A 20081-nucleotide genomic window follows, 5' to 3' on the forward strand; every position below is an offset into this window, starting at 1 on the left:
CAAAATGAGATGACAATTCGTCAGAAGAAAATGGAATGAGCATGATTAATTAAGATAATCACAAAGTAGTATGAATAAAAGTTGGGCATGCGAGTTCCATCAGGCCAATAATTTAAGAAAACGGTATACGGATAAAAGATAATTTGGTCGTTAGACATTTAATTAAATCATTCTTATAATGAGTCCTGTTAAATATTTTATATTGATTCTTTTCTTTTGCGGATTTTCAACACATTCCCAAAACGTACTTCCTGCAGCTTATCTTACAGAGCAATATTTTCCTTTATTAAAGAACCACCGTATCGCCATCTTTTCCAACCACACCGGCATGGTAGGCGACGAGCATCTTGTAGATCTTTTGCTGCGTAACGGTTTTGAAGTGATGGGGATCTTTGCGCCCGAGCATGGTTTCCGCGGAACTGCTGACGCCGGAGAACATGTTTCCAACTCGGTGGATAAAAAAACCGGACTTCCAATTTTTTCATTATATCAGGGAGGTAAGGAGACTATTAGCCGGGAAATTTTGGATGGTTTTGATGTTCTGGTGGTAGATATTCAGGATGTTGGTACCCGGTTTTATACCTATTATATTACGATGGTCAAGCTTATGGATATCTGTGCCCTTAACAACAAGTTGATGATTATCCTTGATAGACCTAACCCCAACGGCCATTATGTGGATGGCCCCATCCTTGATATGAAACATAAGTCGGGTGTCGGTTGGCTGCCTATCCCTGTGGTGCATGGAATGACCCTTGGAGAGCTTGCACTGATGGTGAATGGTGAAGGCTGGCTGCCGGAAGGACGATCATGCCCTTTGAAAGTTATCACTTGTGAGAATTATACCCATCATACTCTTTATCGGGTGCCCATACCGCCTTCGCCTAATCTGCCTAATATGAAATCAATCTATCTCTATCCCTCACTATGTTATTTTGAAGCTACCCCCGTTAGCTTAGGTCGGGGTACTTCCTTCCCGTTTCAGGTCTATGGTCATCCCGATATGAAAGGATATGACTTTAGTTTTATCCCCAGAAGTATGCCGGGTGCCAAAAATCCCCCTCAATTAAATAAAAAGTGTTTCGGTGTTGATCTTTCAGGCTTGTCCGATGAGGAAATACTTAAAAAGGGGATCGACCTGTCCTATCTTATAGATGCCTATCATAACTTGAACATTGGAGATGAATTTTTTACACCTTTTTTTGAAAAGCTGATAGGAGTGGATTACGTCAGGGAAATGATTATTCAAGGCAAATCGGCAGAAGAGATAAAAGCCATGTGGGCTGACGATGTTGATAAGTTTAAGGTGTTGAGAAAGAAATATTTACTTTACGAGAGATGAGGCGGACATGACCAATGGGAATTTTAAACAATAAAAACATGTATAAATTTAAGTCATGCGAGTTCCATCCAACTAATAACTTAAGGAAAATTTATACGGATGAATAACACCATTTGATTCTAATCAATAGCGCCATGTGATTCTAATTGGTAACACTATGTGATTCTAATCAATAAGACCATGTAATTACAATGAAAGACACCATCATATTTATAGTTGGGACTAAGAAGTGACCATGGTTGAGGGAATTTGGTTACATGTATGATATAATAACAGAATTAGAGCCACCGATAGGTGGCTTTTTATTTTAAAAGACAGAATATTATAGCTTGAATTTAAAAGAGGTGTGTTAATAAAAGTTAAAGGTTGAAAAAGTAAATTAAATACCCTAATTTACTTGAGATTAAAAATTAGGGATTGAAAAACAGCGCCAATTTTATTAACAATTAAATTCAAGTTTATGAAAAATCGAGGATTTTTTAAAAAGTGGTTGGGGATATCAGTTCTACTGTTTTGTGTAGGGATGGTTACGGCACAACAAATTGATGTTTCAGGTGTGGTAACCGATGCCATTTCAGGTGAACCTATTCCCGGTGTTTCTGTCGTACAAAAAAATACCATGATTGGTACCATAACTGATGTTGATGGTGTATATCGCATAGAGGTAGAAAGGGGCAGTACCATTGTCTTTTCATCTGTAGGTTACTTATCGAAAGAAGTTATTGTTGAATCGGCGGGAACTTATAATTTTGTTCTTGAATCCGCTATGTATGATGTGGATGAGGTCGTTGTAACAGCCCTTGGCATCTCGCGACAGAAAAAGTCATTAGGTTATACTGTTAGCGAAGTAGAGAGCGAGGAGGTATCAAGGGTTAAGGAAACCAATGTGATGAATTCTTTGGCGGGCCGTGTAGCCGGGGTAACCATAACCCAGGGTGCTTTTGGTCCAGGCGGTGGTTCCAGGGTGGTTATTCGAGGCAATAATTCCTTATCGCAGGATAACCAGCCATTGTATGTTGTTGATGGTGTCCCTTTTGACAACTCAGGCTATGGAACCGCCAATGAAAATGATGTTGGAAGTTATTCAAAAACCGATTATGGAACAGGTGTTTCTGACATAAATCCGGATGATATTGAATCCATATCCGTATTGAAAGGCCCAAATGCTGCCGCCCTTTATGGTAGTCGTGCCGCCAATGGTGTGATACTTATTACTACCAAGAGGGGAGGGGAATCCGATGGTTTGGGTGTGACGGTTTCTTCCAGCCTGACATTCGATAGGCCTATGGTTTTACCCAGTTACCAAAATCAATACGGACAGGGTACTCAGGGGTACGTACCTGAAAATATTGATGACCTTAAAGAAGCTGGTGGAAGCTGGGGCGCAAAACTCGATGGATCCGACAAATTATACTGGACAGGTGAAACGCGGCCGTATACGGCGCAACCTGATAACGTTAAAGACTTTTTTGAAACAGGGCAAACCCTTATTACTAACGTGGCAATTGATGGTGGCAATAAAGATCAAAATGTTCGTTTCTCATATACCAATACACATTCCGGCTCTATTCTTCCCAATTCAAGTATTGACAGGCATAATTTCACGCTTCGTGGTTATACCAAGCTTGCCGGAAAACTTACTTTGGATGCTAAGGCTACCTACTTTTTCCAACATGGTAAAAATCGTCCCAAGCTGGGAACTGAAGGTGTCATGGCGTATGTCTATGGAATACCGAGAAATGCCGATATTAACGACTACAAAGATTATCAGAATCCTGAGACGTTGGAGGCGGTATCCCATACCTCTTTGGGGGCTAATCCTTATTGGATGATGTATAATGATCGGCGGGAAGACTGGCGACACCGATTCCAGGGCTTCTTTAAAATTGAGTATCAGTTTAACGACTGGCTTAGCGCCCATGTTCGCGTAGGAACAGATTTAATTAAGCAAAATATCGAGAATGTTGAAGCCTATGGTCATTGGTTTTTTGGAACTGGTCGTTTTTCCTATAATCAATACCAGGATTCTGAAACGAATGCAGATTTTTTGTTTTTGTTCAATAAAGATTTGTCGAGCTCTTTAAATCTGAGCACTACTTTTGGTGGTAATCATATATATTCCGATGGTCGAAGTATGAGAATTAATGGTGATAGCTTTAGAATACCTGAAGGGCCTCCTGTGAGTATCGCCAGTAATGTTTATTATGGATATTCACCATTGAGCAAAAAGAAGATAAACTCATTGTACGGCACAGCCAGTCTGGGATATAATAACTGGTTTTACCTGGATGCTTCATTACGAAATGACTGGTCATCTACATTGCCCAAAGGTAATCGGTCTTATTCATATCCTTCTTTGAGTGGGTCGGTACTGCTAAATGAAATGCTAGATTTATCCGGCGGTATAATGTCTTTTTCCAAGATTCGTATGAGCTGGGCTCAGGTGGGGAATGATACCAGTCCTTATATGCTGGAAGATATATTGATGTTTGTCAATTGTACCGACGATTTCAGCGATATTAACCAGAATCCTTCGGCCATCAATGCCGGAGATATTTCTGCAAGATATTTTATAACAAAGAGCCAGGTTAAATTGATGGCTCCCGATCGTTATCCCTATTGGCGTGCTCATCTTATTCATTCCGACAGGTATGCCGGCCATTTTTGTTTTGGGCATTCTTCTTCATGGTGGTCAGATGAATTGGGCTATTCCTATAATGGAGGATATACCGATGCAGCCTGGGACTGGCTGGAAGGTTATACCGGAAATATTGTTACCTATCTTCAGCTTACCGGACCCGGTGGTGATAAGGAAAACTCTTTGGCCTATGCCACCGCTTTGATTTTAAAAAGCATCTATTACCAGTATTTTACCGATGTATTTGGCGATGTGCCATATTCCGAGGCCGGTAATCTTGATGTGTTACTGCCTAAATTTGATTCCCAGCGCGATATTTATGCCGGGATTATTGAAGATCTTGACCAGGCTATGGAATTGATAGGTAATGCCGAAAGAACCGGTGATGGCGAAGAAGATCTGGGAGCGAATGATCTTTTTTATGGAGGCGACCTGCAGCAGTGGAAAAAATTGGCCAATACGCTAAAACTCAGGGCAGGTTTAAGAGCCTTGGGGGCGGAAGATGCACAATTTGCCCAAACTGCTGTTACCGCGGCTTTGTCAGCGCCGTTACTTTCTTCAGAAGAAGACAACGCTTTATTGCCAAAAGATAACGTTATCAGCCAATGGAATAGTGCCTGCTATGGAGATATCTGGTATAATTTTATTGGGGGAGGAAACTGGACAGTAAGTCAACCTTTAATTAATTATTTGAAAGACAATGGCGATCCCCGACTGTCGAAATATGCACAGCCGGCCGTAGGTGGTGAAAATATTGAAATCCCCTGGCCGGAGAGTGATGACGAAGCTATGTATCAAAAACGAAAAAACTTTATTCTGGATGCCCTCGACCGGGCCGGGGCTGTTTATGAGGAAGTGGTTGATGAAAATGGAGTATCCTTTATTAATATGGCTGAAAATACTTACTATGTGGGACAGCCAGTCAGGTTAAGATCTGAAATGTCCAATTATGCAAGGTTTAGCCTGTTTAGTACACCTGCACAATATATTATTCAAGCCAAGGGTGAAGATGAGCCCATTGCCCCGGAAATCGTAATGACCACTGCCGAGTCTTATTTCTTGCAAGCCGAAGCCATTGTGAGAGGAATTGGTTCAGGCGATGCCAATGAACTTTACCGGCAAGGTCTTCGTCATGCCATGTTATTGTGGGACGTGGATCCTTCAGAAATTGCTGATTTCCTGGCAAATTCACCTATTGCCAATTTAGACGGCTCTGATGATTTGGAAAAAATTGCCATTCAACGATGGCTTGCTTATTACACAGAAGGTTTTCAAGCCTGGGCTGTTGTGCGAGACCTTGGATTTCCTTCAGACCTCGCCGATGGCGTCGACGATCCTGAAATTTTTGGCTACGGAAATATTGCCGGTAAGTATCCTGAAAGAATGAGATATGGTTCGAATGCTTATTCCAGAAATAATGAAAACCTTCAGGAAGCTATCGACCGTCAGGGTCCCGACCAGCAGGATACCGAACTGTGGTGGGCTAAATAGCGATAATAGGCCTTCCTGATGCTTACAACATGGTCTTGGAATGGTAATACATGTTTTTAAAGAGCTACCTTTTACGGGTGGCTCTTTTAATTTGGGGATGTAGGCTCTTTTAAATTTGTTCGGACAAGTTAAGCGTAAAATTTTAGAAAGTATATTTGTATAATATGTCAGAAGTATTATAACTTTGAACCTGTTAATGGGTTTTTAAATTAATATAAAAGCCAGGCTTTTACTATGGATACAGAAAATGCTATTACAAAAGAATTTAAGAAAGACATAAATAAGTTAATACCGAAATCCCGTATATATACCGATCCATTATATACACTCACCAAAGGAACAGATGCCGGATTTTACCGATTGATACCGCAGATGGTATTGAAGGTGGAAACAGAAGAAGAAATGGCCGGGGTGCTTGAAATATGTTCACGCCACCGTGTCCCCCTTACTTTTAAATCGGGCGGGACAAGTCTTAGCGGACAAACTATTTCCGATTCGGTATTGATTGAGACGGGCGAAGGTTTTTCTGACTACAGGATATCGGAAGATGGAAAGCTGGCTACATTTCAAAGTGGGATAACCGGTGCTATGGCCAATGCCCGGTTGTCGGTCTACGGACGAAAGTTAGGGCCTAGTCCTGCATCTATTAACTCGGCACGTATTGGAGGTATTGTTTCCAATAATGCCAGCGGATCGAGCTACGGTATCCGTTATAATAGCTATAATACGATTGAGGGTATGCGTATTGTAATGTACGATGGAACTGTTTTGGATACCCGTGATTCGGAATCGCGCAGGGAATTTAAAGCGACACATTCCCAAATGCTGGCACGATTAACAGAACTGTCACGATTGGCTAAATCTTCACAAAAAATAAAATCGAAAATTCAACATAAATATGAATTAAAGAATACCTGCGGTTATGGTGTTAATGCCCTCATCGATTTTGAGGACCCCATAGATATTTTACAGCACTTGATGGTTGGATCGGAGGGAACATTGGGATTTATCTCGGAGGTTACCTTTCGAACTGTGAAAGATTTCCCTTTGAAAGCGACGGCATTGGTCTTTTTTAGAAATATTAAATCTGCATGTGATGCAATAATGCCTCTTCGACAATGTGAGGTAAGTGCCGCCGAGTTGATGGACCGTAACGCTTTGAGGTCTGTGGAAAATAAACCGGGGATGCCTTCGGTATTGAAAACATTGGATGAGGAAGTGGTGGCTTTGCTGATTGAAACCTCTGCAAAAGACAACAATACCCTTAATGTTCAGATTAAAGCCATTGAAGAAGCTCTTAGTTCTTTTGAAACGGTTTATCCCGTCTCGTTTACTACCGATACTCTGGAATACAACCGAATATGGCGGGTCAGAAAAGGATTGTTTACCTCTGCTGCGGCTTCCCGGCCCAAAGGAACTGCTTGTATTATTGAAGATATTGCCTTTCGTGCCGAAGTGTTGGGTGACGCTTTGGTTGATCTGAAAGTGTTGTTGGAAAATTATGATTACGATGGTTATGTGATTTGGGGACATTTGCTGGATGGGAATATTCATTTTGTTATAATGCCCGATTTTAATGACCCTAAGGGTTTGGAAAAGTACCGTCGTTTTATGGATGACCTGGTTCATTTGGTGGTTGACCGGTATGACGGCAGCCTTAAGGCTGAACACGGTACCGGACGAAACATGGCACCTTTTGTGCGGAAAGAGTGGGGCGATGAGATTTATGAAATAATGAAACAGATTAAGACCCTGTTTGATCCTTTAAATATTTTGAATCCTGGTGTCATATTGAACGATGACCCAAAAATTCATTTGAAAAATCTTAAACCTTTACCCGTTGCCAATGACTTGATTGATAAATGTATTGAATGTGGTTTTTGCGAAGTGAACTGTCCATCACGCGGGTTAACGCTTACTCCCCGTCAGCGCATTGTGACTTATCGTGAGATGCATCGCCTGGCGCTGGAAAACAAAGATCACCTTCGTTTAAAAGAACTTCAAAAAAGATATCAATATAATGGTGAAGCCACTTGTGCTACCGATGGTCTTTGCGAACTGGCCTGCCCCGTCGATATTAACACCGGCAAGCTAATTAAAGAGCTTAGATTTGAAACAAATTCTTCTGCGGGAAATAAGATAGCATCATCGATTGCAACCCACATGGATAAGGTAACAAGGGGACTACGTTATTTTTTGGATGTTGTCGGTTTTATTCACAAAGTGATAGGAACTCCAATGATGAAAAGAGTTTCCGGATTATTGTATAAAGTCTCCGGCCGACGAATTCCTCTGTGGAATCCATATATGCCTCACGGTGGCCCTGCCCGACGAGTTTATCAACCTGGCGATGCTTTCGCTAAAGATACGGTTGTATATTTCCCCACCTGTATCAACCGTACCATGGGGAAATCGGTCGATTATAAAAGAGAGATGTCTGTGGTCCAGAAAACCAAACAATTACTTGAAAAGGCAGGGTTTAGGGTTATATTCCCTGAGGGATTAATGAATCTTTGCTGCGGAATGGCTTTCGACAGTAAAGGTTTTAAGACGCAAGGATTAGCTAAGGCCAAAGAGCTTAACGAGGCATTATTGAGGGCTTCTAACGATGGTAAATATCCCATTTATTGCGATATGAGCCCTTGCTTGCTGCGAATGAAGGAGACGCTCTCTTCTAAACTTGATTTGTACGAGCCGGTGGAGTTTATCTTAAAATATTTTCCTGACAGGTTACAGTTTGAACCCCTGCAGAAAAAAGTGGCTATCCATACCACCTGCAGTAGTACGAAAATGGGATTGGAAACAAAATTATTACATCTGGCAAAAATGTGTGCTTCTGAAGTGATTGTACCCGATGAGGTGGGGTGTTGCGGATGGGCAGGAGATCGTGGTTTTACCCACCCTGAATTAAATGCATCAGCACTGAAACCCCTCAAAAAACAACTTCCTAATGATGTTCAGGAGGGATATAGTACTAGTAGAACCTGTGAAATTGGTCTTTCATTGCACAGTGGTATTTCCTACAAATCTATTGTCTATTTAGTGGATGATGCAACAAAACCCATTAATTAAGCCAAAAGAATAGCAAGGATTGAAAGGTTTTAAATGGGTTGATAAGCAATGTTAATTCTGTGGTTGTATAAAAATGGGGGGATGATTCAAGGGAAAGGATGGGTGGTGGTTAAATTTCGATTTCTTCTGAATAGGAAATAAGGTGGGCAACTTTTCGTTTAAGGATATCAATATTAACCGGTTTGGATATAAAATCTGTTGTGCCAACTTTTTTGGCTTTGCGGATAAATTCTTTGTCTGAAAGGCCTGACATTAGAAGTATTGGACAACGAGATCTGAGTTGACGACGGATAAACCGCACAACATCCAGGCCCGAAAAACCCGGCATTATCATATCCGTTATAACTAAATCATAGTGATCCTTTTTTAGCTCTTCTATGGCTTCAGTTCCGTTACTGACAATTTTAATTTGGTGCTTTTGGTTATCAAGTATCTTTCCGATAATTCGGGCTATTAATTTATCATCTTCACAAAGTAATATTTGCGCCATAAAGATTTTGCTTGTTTATTCGTGTTTAATACGCATAAGAAATTAGAATGTTTCTAATAATTAGTTTCCGATTTCTTGATGAGACGGGATCTCTGTTGTATCCCGAGGGTAATATAGCTTTTGAGGTTGGCCAAATTTGTGAAATTCAAATTGATATGGGTGTGTGCTGTATTGAATTTCGGGAATGATTATAAAATTTATCTATAAAAAATGCAACACAGTTGCAAAGATTCGGGGAAAATTATACTTTTGTAATATGATTTCAAAGGATAATAATATTTCAGCCTTTCTAAGAGCGTATGGCCTATCGGGAACAGCTTTCCGAAAGCAAGTATTAAAACTTTTTGATGGGGAAGGTACAGCTTTGACACAAAAAGAATTGGAAGAAAGACTTCCTCAAGAAACCGATAGAGTAACCCTATACCGGACTTTGAAATTGTTTACAGAAAAGGGGATTTTACATAAAATAGTAATCGATGATACCACACAAAAATTTAAGCTTGCGGGGAAATTTAAAAGAAGTGATCATGCCCATTTTTATTGTATGAATTGTCACAAGATATTTTGCATGCCTCAGCTTGAAATTGACAAAAGTCAACTGCCAAGTGGCTTTGAATTTTATTCGGCCAGATTGGTGATTGAAGGGGTTTGTAGTAAATGTGGACGAAATAAAGCGCCTTAAGATTTAACATTTTACCTTATCAATGAATTTGTGTGGAAAAAGCATTTGCATGCAAAAGTCGAATTGCATTATGATTTCTCCCAGTTTGTTTTAGGTAGGTTTAAATGATTTAAGTGAGATAAGCCTGACAGAAAGATATTCCTATCTTAAGCCATTCGAGTTCCATCCAACCAATAACTTAAATAAACTTTATACGGATGAAAAGAAATTCTTTAATTATTTTATTTCCCTTTTTTATTGCATTGACATATATTTCTTTTTATGGATGTCAGAGCAAGAAAAAACAACAAAACAGCATTACGGTGTCCATTGAGCCGTTGAAGTATTTTGTTGATCAGCTTACATCCGGAAACGTACCTGTAAATGTTATGGTCCCTATGGGCGCGAGTCCGGCTACATATGCTCCAACCACGAAGCAATTGGTGAAATTATCTTCATCCAAAATTTATGTGGGAATAGGGTATTTGGGTTTTGAACAAGCCTGGATGAATAAAATGAAAGACCTTAATCCTGATATGAGTGTTTTGTTGCTTGCTAAAGAGATTGAACTTATTTCAGATGAGCATCATCATGATGGACATGACCATAAAGGTGTTGACCCGCATATATGGATGTCTCCCAAAACGGTGAAATCCTTTTTGCCTGCTTTAAGGGATTTTTTAATGAAATCTTTTCCCGAATACAGAGAAAACATAAAAGTCAACTATTCCTCTCTTATTAAGCAAGTATCAAATCTTGACGAAGATTTTGAAACAATGGCTCAAAATCTTACATACAGAAAATTTATTATTTATCATCCGGCTTTGTCCTACCTGGCCCGAGATTATGGTTTGGAACAGTTGTCTATTGAGATTGACGGGAAAGAACCATCACCTCGCCAACTTCAGGAATTAATTGAAGCGGCAAACCGTCATAATATTCGTTTGATATTTATTCAGCAAGAGTTTGATCAGCGGAATGCTTATACCGTTAAAGAAGCAACGGATGCTGAGTTGGTTACCATTAATCCGTTGGATTATGCCTGGGCCGATAATTTATCTCATCTTAAATTCCTATTGGAAAAACACCTTAAATAATATCGTCTGATGGACTCAAAACAACCGCTTGCTTCCATTAAAAATGTTTCCGTTGGATACGGCGGGACACCTGTATTGACGGATGTCAACCTGGATATTTATCCCCTTGATTTCATAGGTGTAATTGGACCCAATGGAGGAGGTAAAACCACATTGTCTAAAGTGTTGCTTGGTATTCTAAAGCCGTACAGAGGCAGGGTATTGTTTCCTTCCGGCCGTATTAATATTGGGTATTTACCTCAAATTTCCAGAATCGATCGCTCGTTTCCTATCACCGTTAAAGAGGTCATTTTATCCGGAGTATCTTCCCGTCGCAACTGGTGGAAATCTCTTTTTACCAAAACAGAGGGAATAGCTGAGAAATTATTGGATGAATTGGGGCTTGAAGGATATGAAGACCGGGCAATTGGTCAACTTTCGGGTGGGCAGTTACAGCGAGTTTTGCTGGCCAGAGCTATTGTAAATAATCCTCAGTTACTCATTTTGGATGAGCCAAACACTTTTGTTGATAGAAATTTTGAGGCTGAACTTTATAAAATATTAGAAAGATTAAATAAACGCATGTCAATAGTCCTTATTTCACATGATATAGGAACTATATCTTCTATTGTTAAAACTATTGCATGTGTAAATGGGACTTTACATTATCATCCTTCGAATGAACTAACAGAAGAAGTCCTTCACATTTATAATTGTCCTATTGATTTAATTACCCACGGTGAGCTTCCGCACCGGGTTCTCAAACAACATTCTTAACCATGGAAAATTTATTAGAACTTTTTGCCCATCGATTTTTCCAAAATGCCGTTTGGACCATATTGCTCACCAGCTTGTTATCTGCCATGATAGGTACCTATATTGTGAGCAGAAAAATTGTATTTATAAGTGGGGGAATCACCCATGCCTCATTTGGCGGTATTGGTTTAGCTTATTTTTTGGGCATTAATCCATTTTTGGGGGCAGTAGTTTTTGCTATTACCACGGCTTTGGGTATTGAATGGATCTCTTCAAAAGGTAAAATTAGAGAAGATAGTGCTATTGCCATATTATGGTCTTTAGGAATGGCATTGGGAATTATTTTCGTATTTCTAACCCCCGGATATACCCCCAATCTAATGAGTTTTCTTTTTGGCAGTATATTATCAGTGGACCGTTTCGATTTGTGGATACTTATTGCAGTGGTTTTGTTGACAGCCCTTTTGTTTATTTTATTGTACCGTCCGATTGTTTATACGGCATTTGATCCGGAGTTCTCCAAAACACGAGGTCTGCCCGTCTCTTTAATACGAAATATTATGGCTATTCTGATGGCATTGGCAATAGTGCTAAGCATACGTGTTATGGGCATTATCCTGGTTTTAAGTCTGTTTACCATTCCACAAAATACGGCGCTGTTGTTTACTAATGATTTTAAGCGAATTGTTGCGGGTTCTATTTTATGGAGTATTACCGGCTCGTTAACAGGACTTCTGGTGGCTTACTTTTTGAATATTCCGGGAGGTGCAGCCATTATTTTTGTATTAACCATTCAGTTTTTCTTAGTTAAAGTATTCCTTTTGTTAAGGAGTTCAAAAAATCGATGATTACATAGAGTAAGGACTTTTTATTTTCCTTGTCTTCTTTTCCATTGTTCTTTTTTTATTAAGGCACTCAATGCTGTAAAAACCAAGTAATAAGGATATATGAATGAAAAAGGAATATACCAGCAGGAGAGTGTCCTGATTGAGAAAAATTTTTTGCCATTGGTTAATAAAAGAGCATCTAATGATATTTTAAAAACCCAAAAGCCAATTACGTACATTAATTTAGTATTTTGCAAAATGGTTGTTATGGGTAATAAGGCCATCGAAAAATTGGATAGAAACACAATAGCTACCGTTATTAATGTGAAAAAATCTTTATATCCTTTGCTTTTCCCACCCCATCTGATTCTTTGTTCCAGAAATTTCTGTGTTGTTGGTGCCGGCTGAGCTTCCACAATAACTTTCTGTGATTTTAAATAAGAAATTTTTTGGTTGTGCTTTTTGAATGCATGCAAAAGAAAAACATCATCTCCTGATAAATAATCTTGGCCTGCCATTGAGGGAGATGTTTTCAGATAAGCTTCTTTAGTAAATGCAAGGTTAGCACCACTGCAAATTATTGGTTTTCCAATTCCAGTGGCACCTGCAGTAACTATTTGCATGGCAAGGTAATCCATTTGCTGAAATATATCCAGGATACTACTGCCGTCTTTCAGCTTAACCGGCATTACAATCATGTCGGGGTTGTTGAGCTGGTAAAAATCGCATATGGTTTGGAGCCAACTTTCTCCTATAATGCAATCAGCATCGGTGGTTACAATCAATTCTCCTTTTGCATGTTTTATGCCATGCCTGATAGCTGCTTTTTTCCCCACGCCATCGGAGCGTGACATTTTGAGCCAGGTATATTGCTCTTTTAATTTTTTTATCAAATTAGGTCCATGGTCTTTGGAACCGTCATCGACCATAATTGCCTCAAACTGACCGGAAAAACGTTGGTTCGCTAATCCCCTTATTAAGGATTTAAGATTATGTGCTTCATCACGATAGGGGACTATAATTGAAATATAAACAACTTTATTATCCGGTGGTTGTGTTTTTAGGGGCTTTAATTGCCACCAACCCCATAAAAAGTATATTATAAGCCAGCCATATATAATTAAAATAAATAATGTAGCATACTGAAGGTAGTCCATAATAGTAAAAAAATACGGGTAGCTCATTCGTAATAAACCACCCGTTATACAAGAAATAATAAATCTATACTTTACTGTCTTAAAGTAAGTATCCAGTTTTCCAACCTTTCTTTCTCAACAAACATTTCCTGCGCTTTCCGAGCATCTATCAATGACTGATACGAAGCAGCACTTACCATAAATAAACCGTTTCGTTCAAATTTATAGGCATTAATATATCCTTTTTGTTTAAGCTTTTTAACCAGTTGTTCTGCATTGTTAGCATTTTTAAAGCTACCTACAATAATGTGGTGTCGGGGCCCCGTATAATCTACCTTTTCCTCTTCTTTTTCTTCGATCTGCGTCCGGGTTACCCCTTCTTCTGCAGTTAAACTGATGCTGTCGGGAGTTGCACTTGTTTCATTGTCTGCCTTTAAAGTGTCAACAACATTAGAAGTCACCGGTACTTCTATTTCTTTAGTTTCATTTCTGTGTCTAAAATATTTAAAGTAAATAAACAGAAAAGCGGCTATAATAAATAAAATGACTAGAATAATCCACCAATTACGGCCATTATTTTTAGACTCCGGTTCATCGTTTATTACGGCAGAATCTTTTCTCGGAGGTGGAGGTATTATATTGGAAGAACGAACGCTTTGAGAAGAAGTTGTGGCAGCTTTAGAATCTTCCAAACTAAGTAAGTTGTCTCCTTTTTTCGAAGAATCTGTTGATTCCGTTTTATGCGATGGCTCATCTTTACTTAGATCTTCAATTTTAGAGTGTGGTTCATTCTCGATATCGAGCAATTCAGAAACTTCAGAGGGATTGCTGGTTTCATTTTCAGTATCCAGAATTAGATTGGTAATGCCGGGATCTTGAGTAAATCTTAAAATCCCATTTTGGTCTTTGATGAAACGCCCTATGTTTTCAAGATGATATTCACCTTTTTCATCTAATTCCTTCTTGATTTTATTTACAAATTCTGAAACACGTTGTGTGGCTTCTTCCGGTTCAATCCCTTCTCGTTCGCTTAAATGGTTGGTTACTAAGCCATCATTAAAGGTTAGGAAGTTATTGAACAATACGGTAGTCCCCGCATCACGTGATATGATAAATGCCCCGAATTCAGGTATAATCACGCGATTATTATTTTTTATTAACTCTAGCAGATACTGTTCCATATTGGTTATGTGCTTTTAAAACTATCATTTTCAGGATATAAATATAAATAGTTTTATAGAAAAACAAAATTTCTTATAATTTTCTCTTTTTCTTAATTATTGTAACCGTAACTAGAAGATTCCTTGTTGAGATGAATTAAACATTTATACCTTTGCAAAAATTAGAAAAATCCGTTTTCTGGACAATGGTAAAACTAATATCTAATCTAAAAGGGTTTTATGCCAATAATCCTGTTGTGGCGATGGGGATGTTTGATGGTGTGCATCAAGGACATAAAGCCCTGTTAACACGTTTGATTGAGAAGGCTCGCGAGTTTAATGGTGATTCTGTTGTTTTAACTTTTTGGCCTCATCCCAGACTGGTTTTAGAACAAGACCCCAAAGAATTAAAGTTGTTAAGCACTATTGAGGAAAAAACATTATTACTTAGTGAGACAGGTATTGATAAGATTGTTGTATTGCCATTTACCAAAGAGCTTTCGTTGCTGCCGGCAGAGGCTTTCATTCGTCAATATCTGCTGGATAAAATTGGGATGAGACATCTCATTGTAGGCTATAATCATCGTTTTGGACATGGTGGCATTGATAAATCTCAACTACGTACTTTGTCTGAAGAACTTCACTTTAGTTTTGACTTTTTTGGCCCTGCGGTAATTGATGGCGTTAAACCCAGTTCTACTATTATACGGAAGATGATTGGCGATGGTGATGTTTGGGAGGCCTCTAAATTGTTGGGACGCTTTTATGGGCTTAAAGGTCGTATCGGTCGTGGACGAAAATTGGGGCGGGAGTTAGGTTTCCCTACGGCAAATATCGAAATTGGAGACACTATTAAACTAATTCCTCATGATGGTGTTTATGCCTGTAGAGTGCATCTTCTTGGGAAAAATTATGGGGGAATGATTAACATCGGAGGACGCCCTACTATTGATGGCCTTTCCGGAGAAAAATCTTTAGAAGTACATATTTTTGATTTTGCCCGTGAAGTATATGCCGAAGAAATAACTGTTGAGTTTATAAAAAGAACTCGGCCCGAAATAAAATTTCCAAACATTAATGCCCTTAAAGAGAGATTAAAAAAGGATGAAGTGGAAGTGAAAGAAATCCTTAAGAAAGCAGGTGTGATCCATTGAGTGATTTTGGGGAATTACCTATAAAACTATTCCGGAAAAAGGATTGTTTTAATATGCTGATTTTTCGTTATTCCCCTGATAGAAATTATTTTGGGTATTTCTCTTAACAATTTCGTAGATTTGCAGTTACGTAGTATTGATAATCAATTAGGATAAATTAAATATGGATTATAAAGTTAAAGACATATCTCTGGCTGATTTTGGACGCAAAGAGATTGAAATTGCAGAAAAGGAGATGCCGGGACTTATGGCACTGCGGGAAAAATATGGTTCTGAAGCACCTCTAAAAGGAGCCAAAATTATGGGGTCGTTGCATATGACTGTTCAAACGGCCGTTTTAATTGAAACTTTAACAGCTTTGGGGGCGGAAGTTCGATGGGCCAGTTGTAATATATATTCTACCCAGGATCATGCTGCTGCTGCCATAGCTAAAGCCGGGGTGCCTGTTTTTGCCTGGAAGGGTGAGACCTTGGAAGATTATTGGTGGTGCACCGAACGGGCTCTTGATTTTGGTGATGGCCAGGGCCCTCATTTGATCGTGGATGATGGTGGTGATGCTACTTTAATGATACATAAAGGTGTGGAGGTTGAGAAAAATCCTTCCTTACTTGAGCAGGATTATAGTCACGAAGGAGAAGATTTTCGTGAGTTGATGATTCGATTAAAAAAGATTTACGAGAAAGACCCGCAACGTTGGCATAACGTTGTTAAGCGTGTGAAAGGAGTCAGTGAAGAGACTACTACCGGTGTTCATCGGCTTTATCAGATGATGGATCGCAAAGAGTTGCTTTTCCCTGCAATAAATGTAAACGATTCTGTGACCAAATCTAAGTTTGACAACCTGTATGGGTGTCGGGAGAGTCTGGCTGACGGGATAAAAAGGGCAACCGATGTGATGGTTGCAGGTAAAACCGTGGTAGTATGTGGTTATGGTGATGTGGGAAAAGGATGTGCACAAAGTATGAGAGGTTTTGGTGCACGCGTTCTGGTTACTGAAATTGACCCCATTTGTGCTTTGCAGGCCGCAATGGAAGGGTATGAAGTTACTACACTGGATGATGCTGTTTCTGAAGCCGATATTTTTGTTACCGCTACCGGAAATCGGGATGTCATTACGGTAGAACATATGGCCGCGATGAAAGATATGGCCATTGTATGTAATATTGGTCACTTTGACAATGAAATTCAGGTAGATAAATTAACATTGCTGCCCGGAATTAAAGAAACCAACATAAAGCCACAGGTTGATAAGTTTACTTTTAGCGATGGGCATAGCATTATTTTGTTGTCCAGAGGACGACTTGTCAATTTAGGGAATGCAACCGGTCATCCCAGTTTTGTTATGAGCAACTCTTTTACAAATCAAACCTTGGCGCAAATGGAGTTGTGGAAAAATGATTATGACGTAGGGGTTTATACTCTTCCTAAGAGGCTTGATGAAGAAGTGGCGCGACTTCATCTGGAAAAATTGGGCGTGAAATTAACTAAGTTAACCCCCGAACAGGCAGATTATATTGGCGTTAGTGTGGATGGTCCTTTTAAACCTGACCATTATAGATACTAGGTTTTTATTTTAGCAAAGATGAAACGAGCATGGCGGCTTTTGTCACAAAAGAACATGTATAAAAGACAAAGGCAGAAGTGCACAGGCAGAAGGCAGAAGAAGTTTTTAGTCATTAGTCAACTGTCATTAGTGACTAGTGTTGATTAACTAATGACTTACGACTAATCACTAATTACTAACTTTAAGTTTCATCAAGCCAATGAATTAGATAAATTATATACTAATGAAAGAGCTGTTGGTAGAAATTACTGGCAGCTCTTTGATTTTCCACGGGTTAATAAGATGAATTTATAATCAAAGTGTTCTGAACCACCTTTGTATTATATTTTTTCAGACCATGAGGGGCAGGTCCGCTTATTAAATCGCCATCCGGTGAAGCCACTAAAAATGTGGAACCACAGCATTTACAGGTTACAATAGTTTCTTCATCCGAATCAATTTCTACGCTGCAAGTTTCCTTCTTTTCGTATGGACACATTATATCAAAGGCATAGTATTGATTTCCCTGTTTATATACAACCACGCCGTTGATACCAAGGTAATTTCCGTAACTATCCCTTCGCACTATAAAAATACTCTTTTGTGAATAATTTGGATCGGTTAGGTCAATATATCCGATAAATTGTCTTTCCGGAAAGTCGTTGCTGTCGCCGCAACCCGAAAGTAGAAAGATAATGTTTGTAATAATTGATAAAAGTAATGATCTTTGTATATATGAATTTTTTGGTAAGTATTGACTGTTCATGAGGATGGTTTTTTAATCGAATTTTACCTCTTTTTTTGCTTATATCAATTGTAGGAGCTAAATTAGGACTTTAAAATTAAACGATAGGTCGGATAATGGACGATGTTTTTGGAGAAATATTGTACATCATTATAATGCTGGCCATTTTTATCTTCTCGGCTCTCAGGAAAAAGAAAGTCGCAGGAGGTAACATGCCTGAAGAGAAGGAATTTAATCCTATGGAGGAAATTTTTACTCCTTTTGAGGATTTGATTGAAGAACCAGAGGAGGATCCCAAACCACCAAAAGAAGAAGCTACCTTATCAAGTGCACCCAATACTATTGAAAATTATCCCTTTGTAAAGGAAGATTACGTATTTACTTCTAATACCTCGCCGGAAGATATTCGGCGACAAAGAAAAAATAAAAAATCGAAGCGGCAAACTGTTTTGAGGTCGGAAGAGGAAAATCTTAAATTTGATGAGCTTTCTGACGAACATCCCTTAAAAAATTTTGATCTAAGGAAAGCCGTCATTTATTCCGAAATTCTCAAAAGACCCGAGTATTAGGAATTTCAGTTTGCCGGGACTCATCTTTTTTTATCCAAAGAACATTTGCTAAATTTGCAGCAAAGGGTCCCGGACATTTATTTGTCTTGGGATTCTTTTCTTTTATATACTCTAAACTAAAAATCAAAAATAAATAGGAGGAATTAAAAATGTCTAGTGTAAATTACATTTCCCAGAGCGGGCTAAATAAATTGAGAGAAGAGCTTGCTCATTTAGAATCGGTTGAGCGCCCAAAAATTTCAAAACAAATTGCAGAAGCCCGTGATAAAGGTGACCTTTCCGAAAACGCCGAATATGATGCAGCTAAAGAAGCTCAGGGGTTGCTCGAAATGCGTATTGCCAAACTTAAAGAGACAATTGCAAACAGCCGTGTGATTGATGAATCGAAAATTGATACCACTAAGGTACAAATGATGAATAAGGTAAAAATCAAAAACCTGAAAAATAATGCTGTTATGACCTATACTTTGGTTTCTGATTCGGAAGCTGACCTTAAAGCCGGAAAAATTGCTGTCTCTACGCCTATCGCTCAGGGTTTGATGGGTAAAAAAGTTGGTGATAAGGTAGAGATTAAAGTGCCTTCCGGTGTTGTACCTTTTGAAATTATTGATATTTCGTTGTAATTTTAGAGGTCATTAAAGTCATAAGGATTTTTAATTGTATTGCGTTATAGAATATTTTTAGAGGTTTAAGCTATGGCTACCATTTTTTCTAAAATAGTTAAAGGGGAAATTCCCTGTTATAAAGTTGCAGAAAACGATAATTTCTTTGCGTTTTTGGATATTAATCCATTACGTGAAGGTCACACCCTGGTAATTCCTAAACAGGAAATTGATTATTTGTTTGATATAGATGATGATAACCTTGCGGAAATGATTAAGTTTTCCAAGAGAGTGGCTAAAGCCATTGAAAAGGTTATCTCATGTAAACGTGTTGGCGTTGTAGTGCTGGGTCTGGAAGTTCCTCATGCACATATTCATTTGATTCCTATTAATGATGAAGCTGATGTAAGCTTTTCTAAGCCCAGGGTGAAACTTTCCGACGAAGAAATGGAAGCCATCGCTGAGAAAATAAGAAATGCTTTTTAAATTATCAGAGTTATTTTTCTGATCAAAGCAGCAGTCCCTCAAATATATTTTTGGGGGACTGCTGCTTTGGTATAAATTAAAATGGGAAACGAGCGCATGGCAAGAAGCTTTTCCACAATAAGAACATGTATAAAAGACAAAGGCAGAAGCGCACAGGCAGAAGGGAGAAGAAGTCAATAGTCGTTAGTGATTAGTCAATAGTCAATAGTCAACAGTCATTAGTGATTAGTATTGATTAACTAATGACTCGTATGTTTGCCACATAAAAGAAGGGCTCAATTATCACTATATTTGTAGCATAGTGAATTAAATTGAGGAAAGGCAGGATAATGA

General features: G+C 38.8%; 16 protein-coding genes. 12 read left to right on the top strand and 4 right to left on the bottom strand.

Annotated elements, in window-relative coordinates; all coding sequences use genetic code 11:
• Positions 1–178 precede the first annotated feature (178 nt).
• The 3 genes from BM130_RS10600 to BM130_RS10610 all read left to right on the top strand — a co-directional run bounded on the left by BM130_RS10600 (position 179) and on the right by BM130_RS10610 (position 8543).
• Positions 179–1342, top strand: a complete 1164-nt coding sequence (locus tag BM130_RS10600; RefSeq protein ID WP_010527576.1) for an exo-beta-N-acetylmuramidase NamZ family protein — start codon at positions 179–181, stop codon at positions 1340–1342.
• Between the two features lie 460 nt (positions 1343–1802).
• Positions 1803–5471: a SusC/RagA family TonB-linked outer membrane protein gene (locus tag BM130_RS15675; RefSeq protein WP_010527575.1), complete on the top strand. Its 3669-nt coding sequence runs from the start codon at positions 1803–1805 to the stop codon at positions 5469–5471.
• Between the two features lie 234 nt (positions 5472–5705).
• On the top strand, positions 5706–8543 hold the full coding sequence (locus tag BM130_RS10610; protein WP_010527574.1) for an FAD-binding and (Fe-S)-binding domain-containing protein: 2838 nt from the start codon (positions 5706–5708) through the stop codon (positions 8541–8543).
• A gap of 109 nt (positions 8544–8652) precedes the next feature.
• On the opposite strand, the gene BM130_RS10615 is transcribed toward BM130_RS10610, so the two are convergent.
• Complete coding sequence (locus BM130_RS10615; RefSeq protein ID WP_010527573.1) at positions 8653–9033, bottom strand: response regulator; 381 nt, start codon at positions 9031–9033, stop codon at positions 8653–8655.
• Positions 9034–9217: 184 nt separating this feature from the next.
• Here BM130_RS10615 and BM130_RS10620 point away from each other — a divergent pair, with 184 nt between their 5' ends.
• From BM130_RS10620 to BM130_RS10635, 4 genes are all read left to right on the top strand, one after another.
• The gene (locus BM130_RS10620) at positions 9218–9715 is read left to right on the top strand and encodes a Fur family transcriptional regulator (RefSeq protein WP_237706131.1); all 498 of its coding nucleotides are present in this window, start codon (positions 9218–9220) and stop codon (positions 9713–9715) included.
• Between the two features lie 197 nt (positions 9716–9912).
• The gene (locus BM130_RS10625; RefSeq protein WP_010527571.1) at positions 9913–10791 is read left to right on the top strand and encodes a metal ABC transporter solute-binding protein, Zn/Mn family; all 879 of its coding nucleotides are present in this window, start codon (positions 9913–9915) and stop codon (positions 10789–10791) included.
• 9 nt (positions 10792–10800) lie between these two features.
• Positions 10801–11547, top strand: coding sequence for a metal ABC transporter ATP-binding protein (locus BM130_RS10630; protein ID WP_010527570.1), 747 nt, complete (start codon positions 10801–10803; stop codon positions 11545–11547).
• A 2-nt stretch (positions 11548–11549) separates the two neighbouring features.
• Positions 11550–12374 (top strand): metal ABC transporter permease, encoded by an 825-nt coding sequence (locus tag BM130_RS10635; protein ID WP_010527569.1) that lies wholly within the window; start codon positions 11550–11552, stop codon positions 12372–12374.
• 20 nt (positions 12375–12394) lie between these two features.
• Here the strand turns inward: BM130_RS10635 and BM130_RS10640 are convergent, their stop codons facing one another.
• Positions 12395–13537, bottom strand: coding sequence for a glycosyltransferase (locus BM130_RS10640; protein ID WP_010527568.1), 1143 nt, complete (start codon positions 13535–13537; stop codon positions 12395–12397).
• A 44-nt stretch (positions 13538–13581) separates the two neighbouring features.
• The gene (locus BM130_RS10645; RefSeq protein WP_010527567.1) at positions 13582–14670 is read right to left on the bottom strand and encodes an SPOR domain-containing protein; all 1089 of its coding nucleotides are present in this window, start codon (positions 14668–14670) and stop codon (positions 13582–13584) included.
• 185 nt (positions 14671–14855) lie between these two features.
• Between BM130_RS10645 and BM130_RS10650 the strand changes: the two genes are divergently transcribed.
• Together BM130_RS10650 and ahcY are read left to right on the top strand one after the other, a co-directional pair.
• Positions 14856–15803 (top strand): bifunctional riboflavin kinase/FAD synthetase, encoded by a 948-nt coding sequence (locus BM130_RS10650; protein WP_010527566.1) that lies wholly within the window; start codon positions 14856–14858, stop codon positions 15801–15803.
• Between the two features lie 163 nt (positions 15804–15966).
• On the top strand, positions 15967–17367 hold the full coding sequence (gene ahcY, locus BM130_RS10655) for an adenosylhomocysteinase (protein WP_010527565.1): 1401 nt from the start codon (positions 15967–15969) through the stop codon (positions 17365–17367).
• 274 nt (positions 17368–17641) lie between these two features.
• Here the strand turns inward: ahcY and BM130_RS10660 are convergent, their stop codons facing one another.
• Positions 17642–18112 (bottom strand): Rieske (2Fe-2S) protein, encoded by a 471-nt coding sequence (locus BM130_RS10660; RefSeq protein ID WP_010527564.1) that lies wholly within the window; start codon positions 18110–18112, stop codon positions 17642–17644.
• A 95-nt stretch (positions 18113–18207) separates the two neighbouring features.
• Here BM130_RS10660 and BM130_RS10665 point away from each other — a divergent pair, with 95 nt between their 5' ends.
• The 3 genes from BM130_RS10665 (at position 18208) to BM130_RS10675 (ending at position 19748) form a co-directional block, all read left to right on the top strand.
• Positions 18208–18660 (top strand): hypothetical protein, encoded by a 453-nt coding sequence (locus BM130_RS10665; protein WP_010527563.1) that lies wholly within the window; start codon positions 18208–18210, stop codon positions 18658–18660.
• A 149-nt stretch (positions 18661–18809) separates the two neighbouring features.
• A complete protein-coding gene (gene greA / locus BM130_RS10670; RefSeq protein ID WP_010527562.1) occupies positions 18810–19283 on the top strand; it encodes a transcription elongation factor GreA in 474 nt (157 codons plus the stop codon).
• A gap of 72 nt (positions 19284–19355) precedes the next feature.
• Positions 19356–19748 (top strand): HIT family protein, encoded by a 393-nt coding sequence (locus BM130_RS10675; protein WP_010527561.1) that lies wholly within the window; start codon positions 19356–19358, stop codon positions 19746–19748.
• Positions 19749–20081: the final 333 nt, after the last annotated feature.

It is taken from the genome of Thermophagus xiamenensis, from assembly GCF_900112795.1.
Taxonomy (GTDB): Bacteria; Bacteroidota; Bacteroidia; order Bacteroidales; family Marinilabiliaceae; genus Thermophagus; species Thermophagus xiamenensis.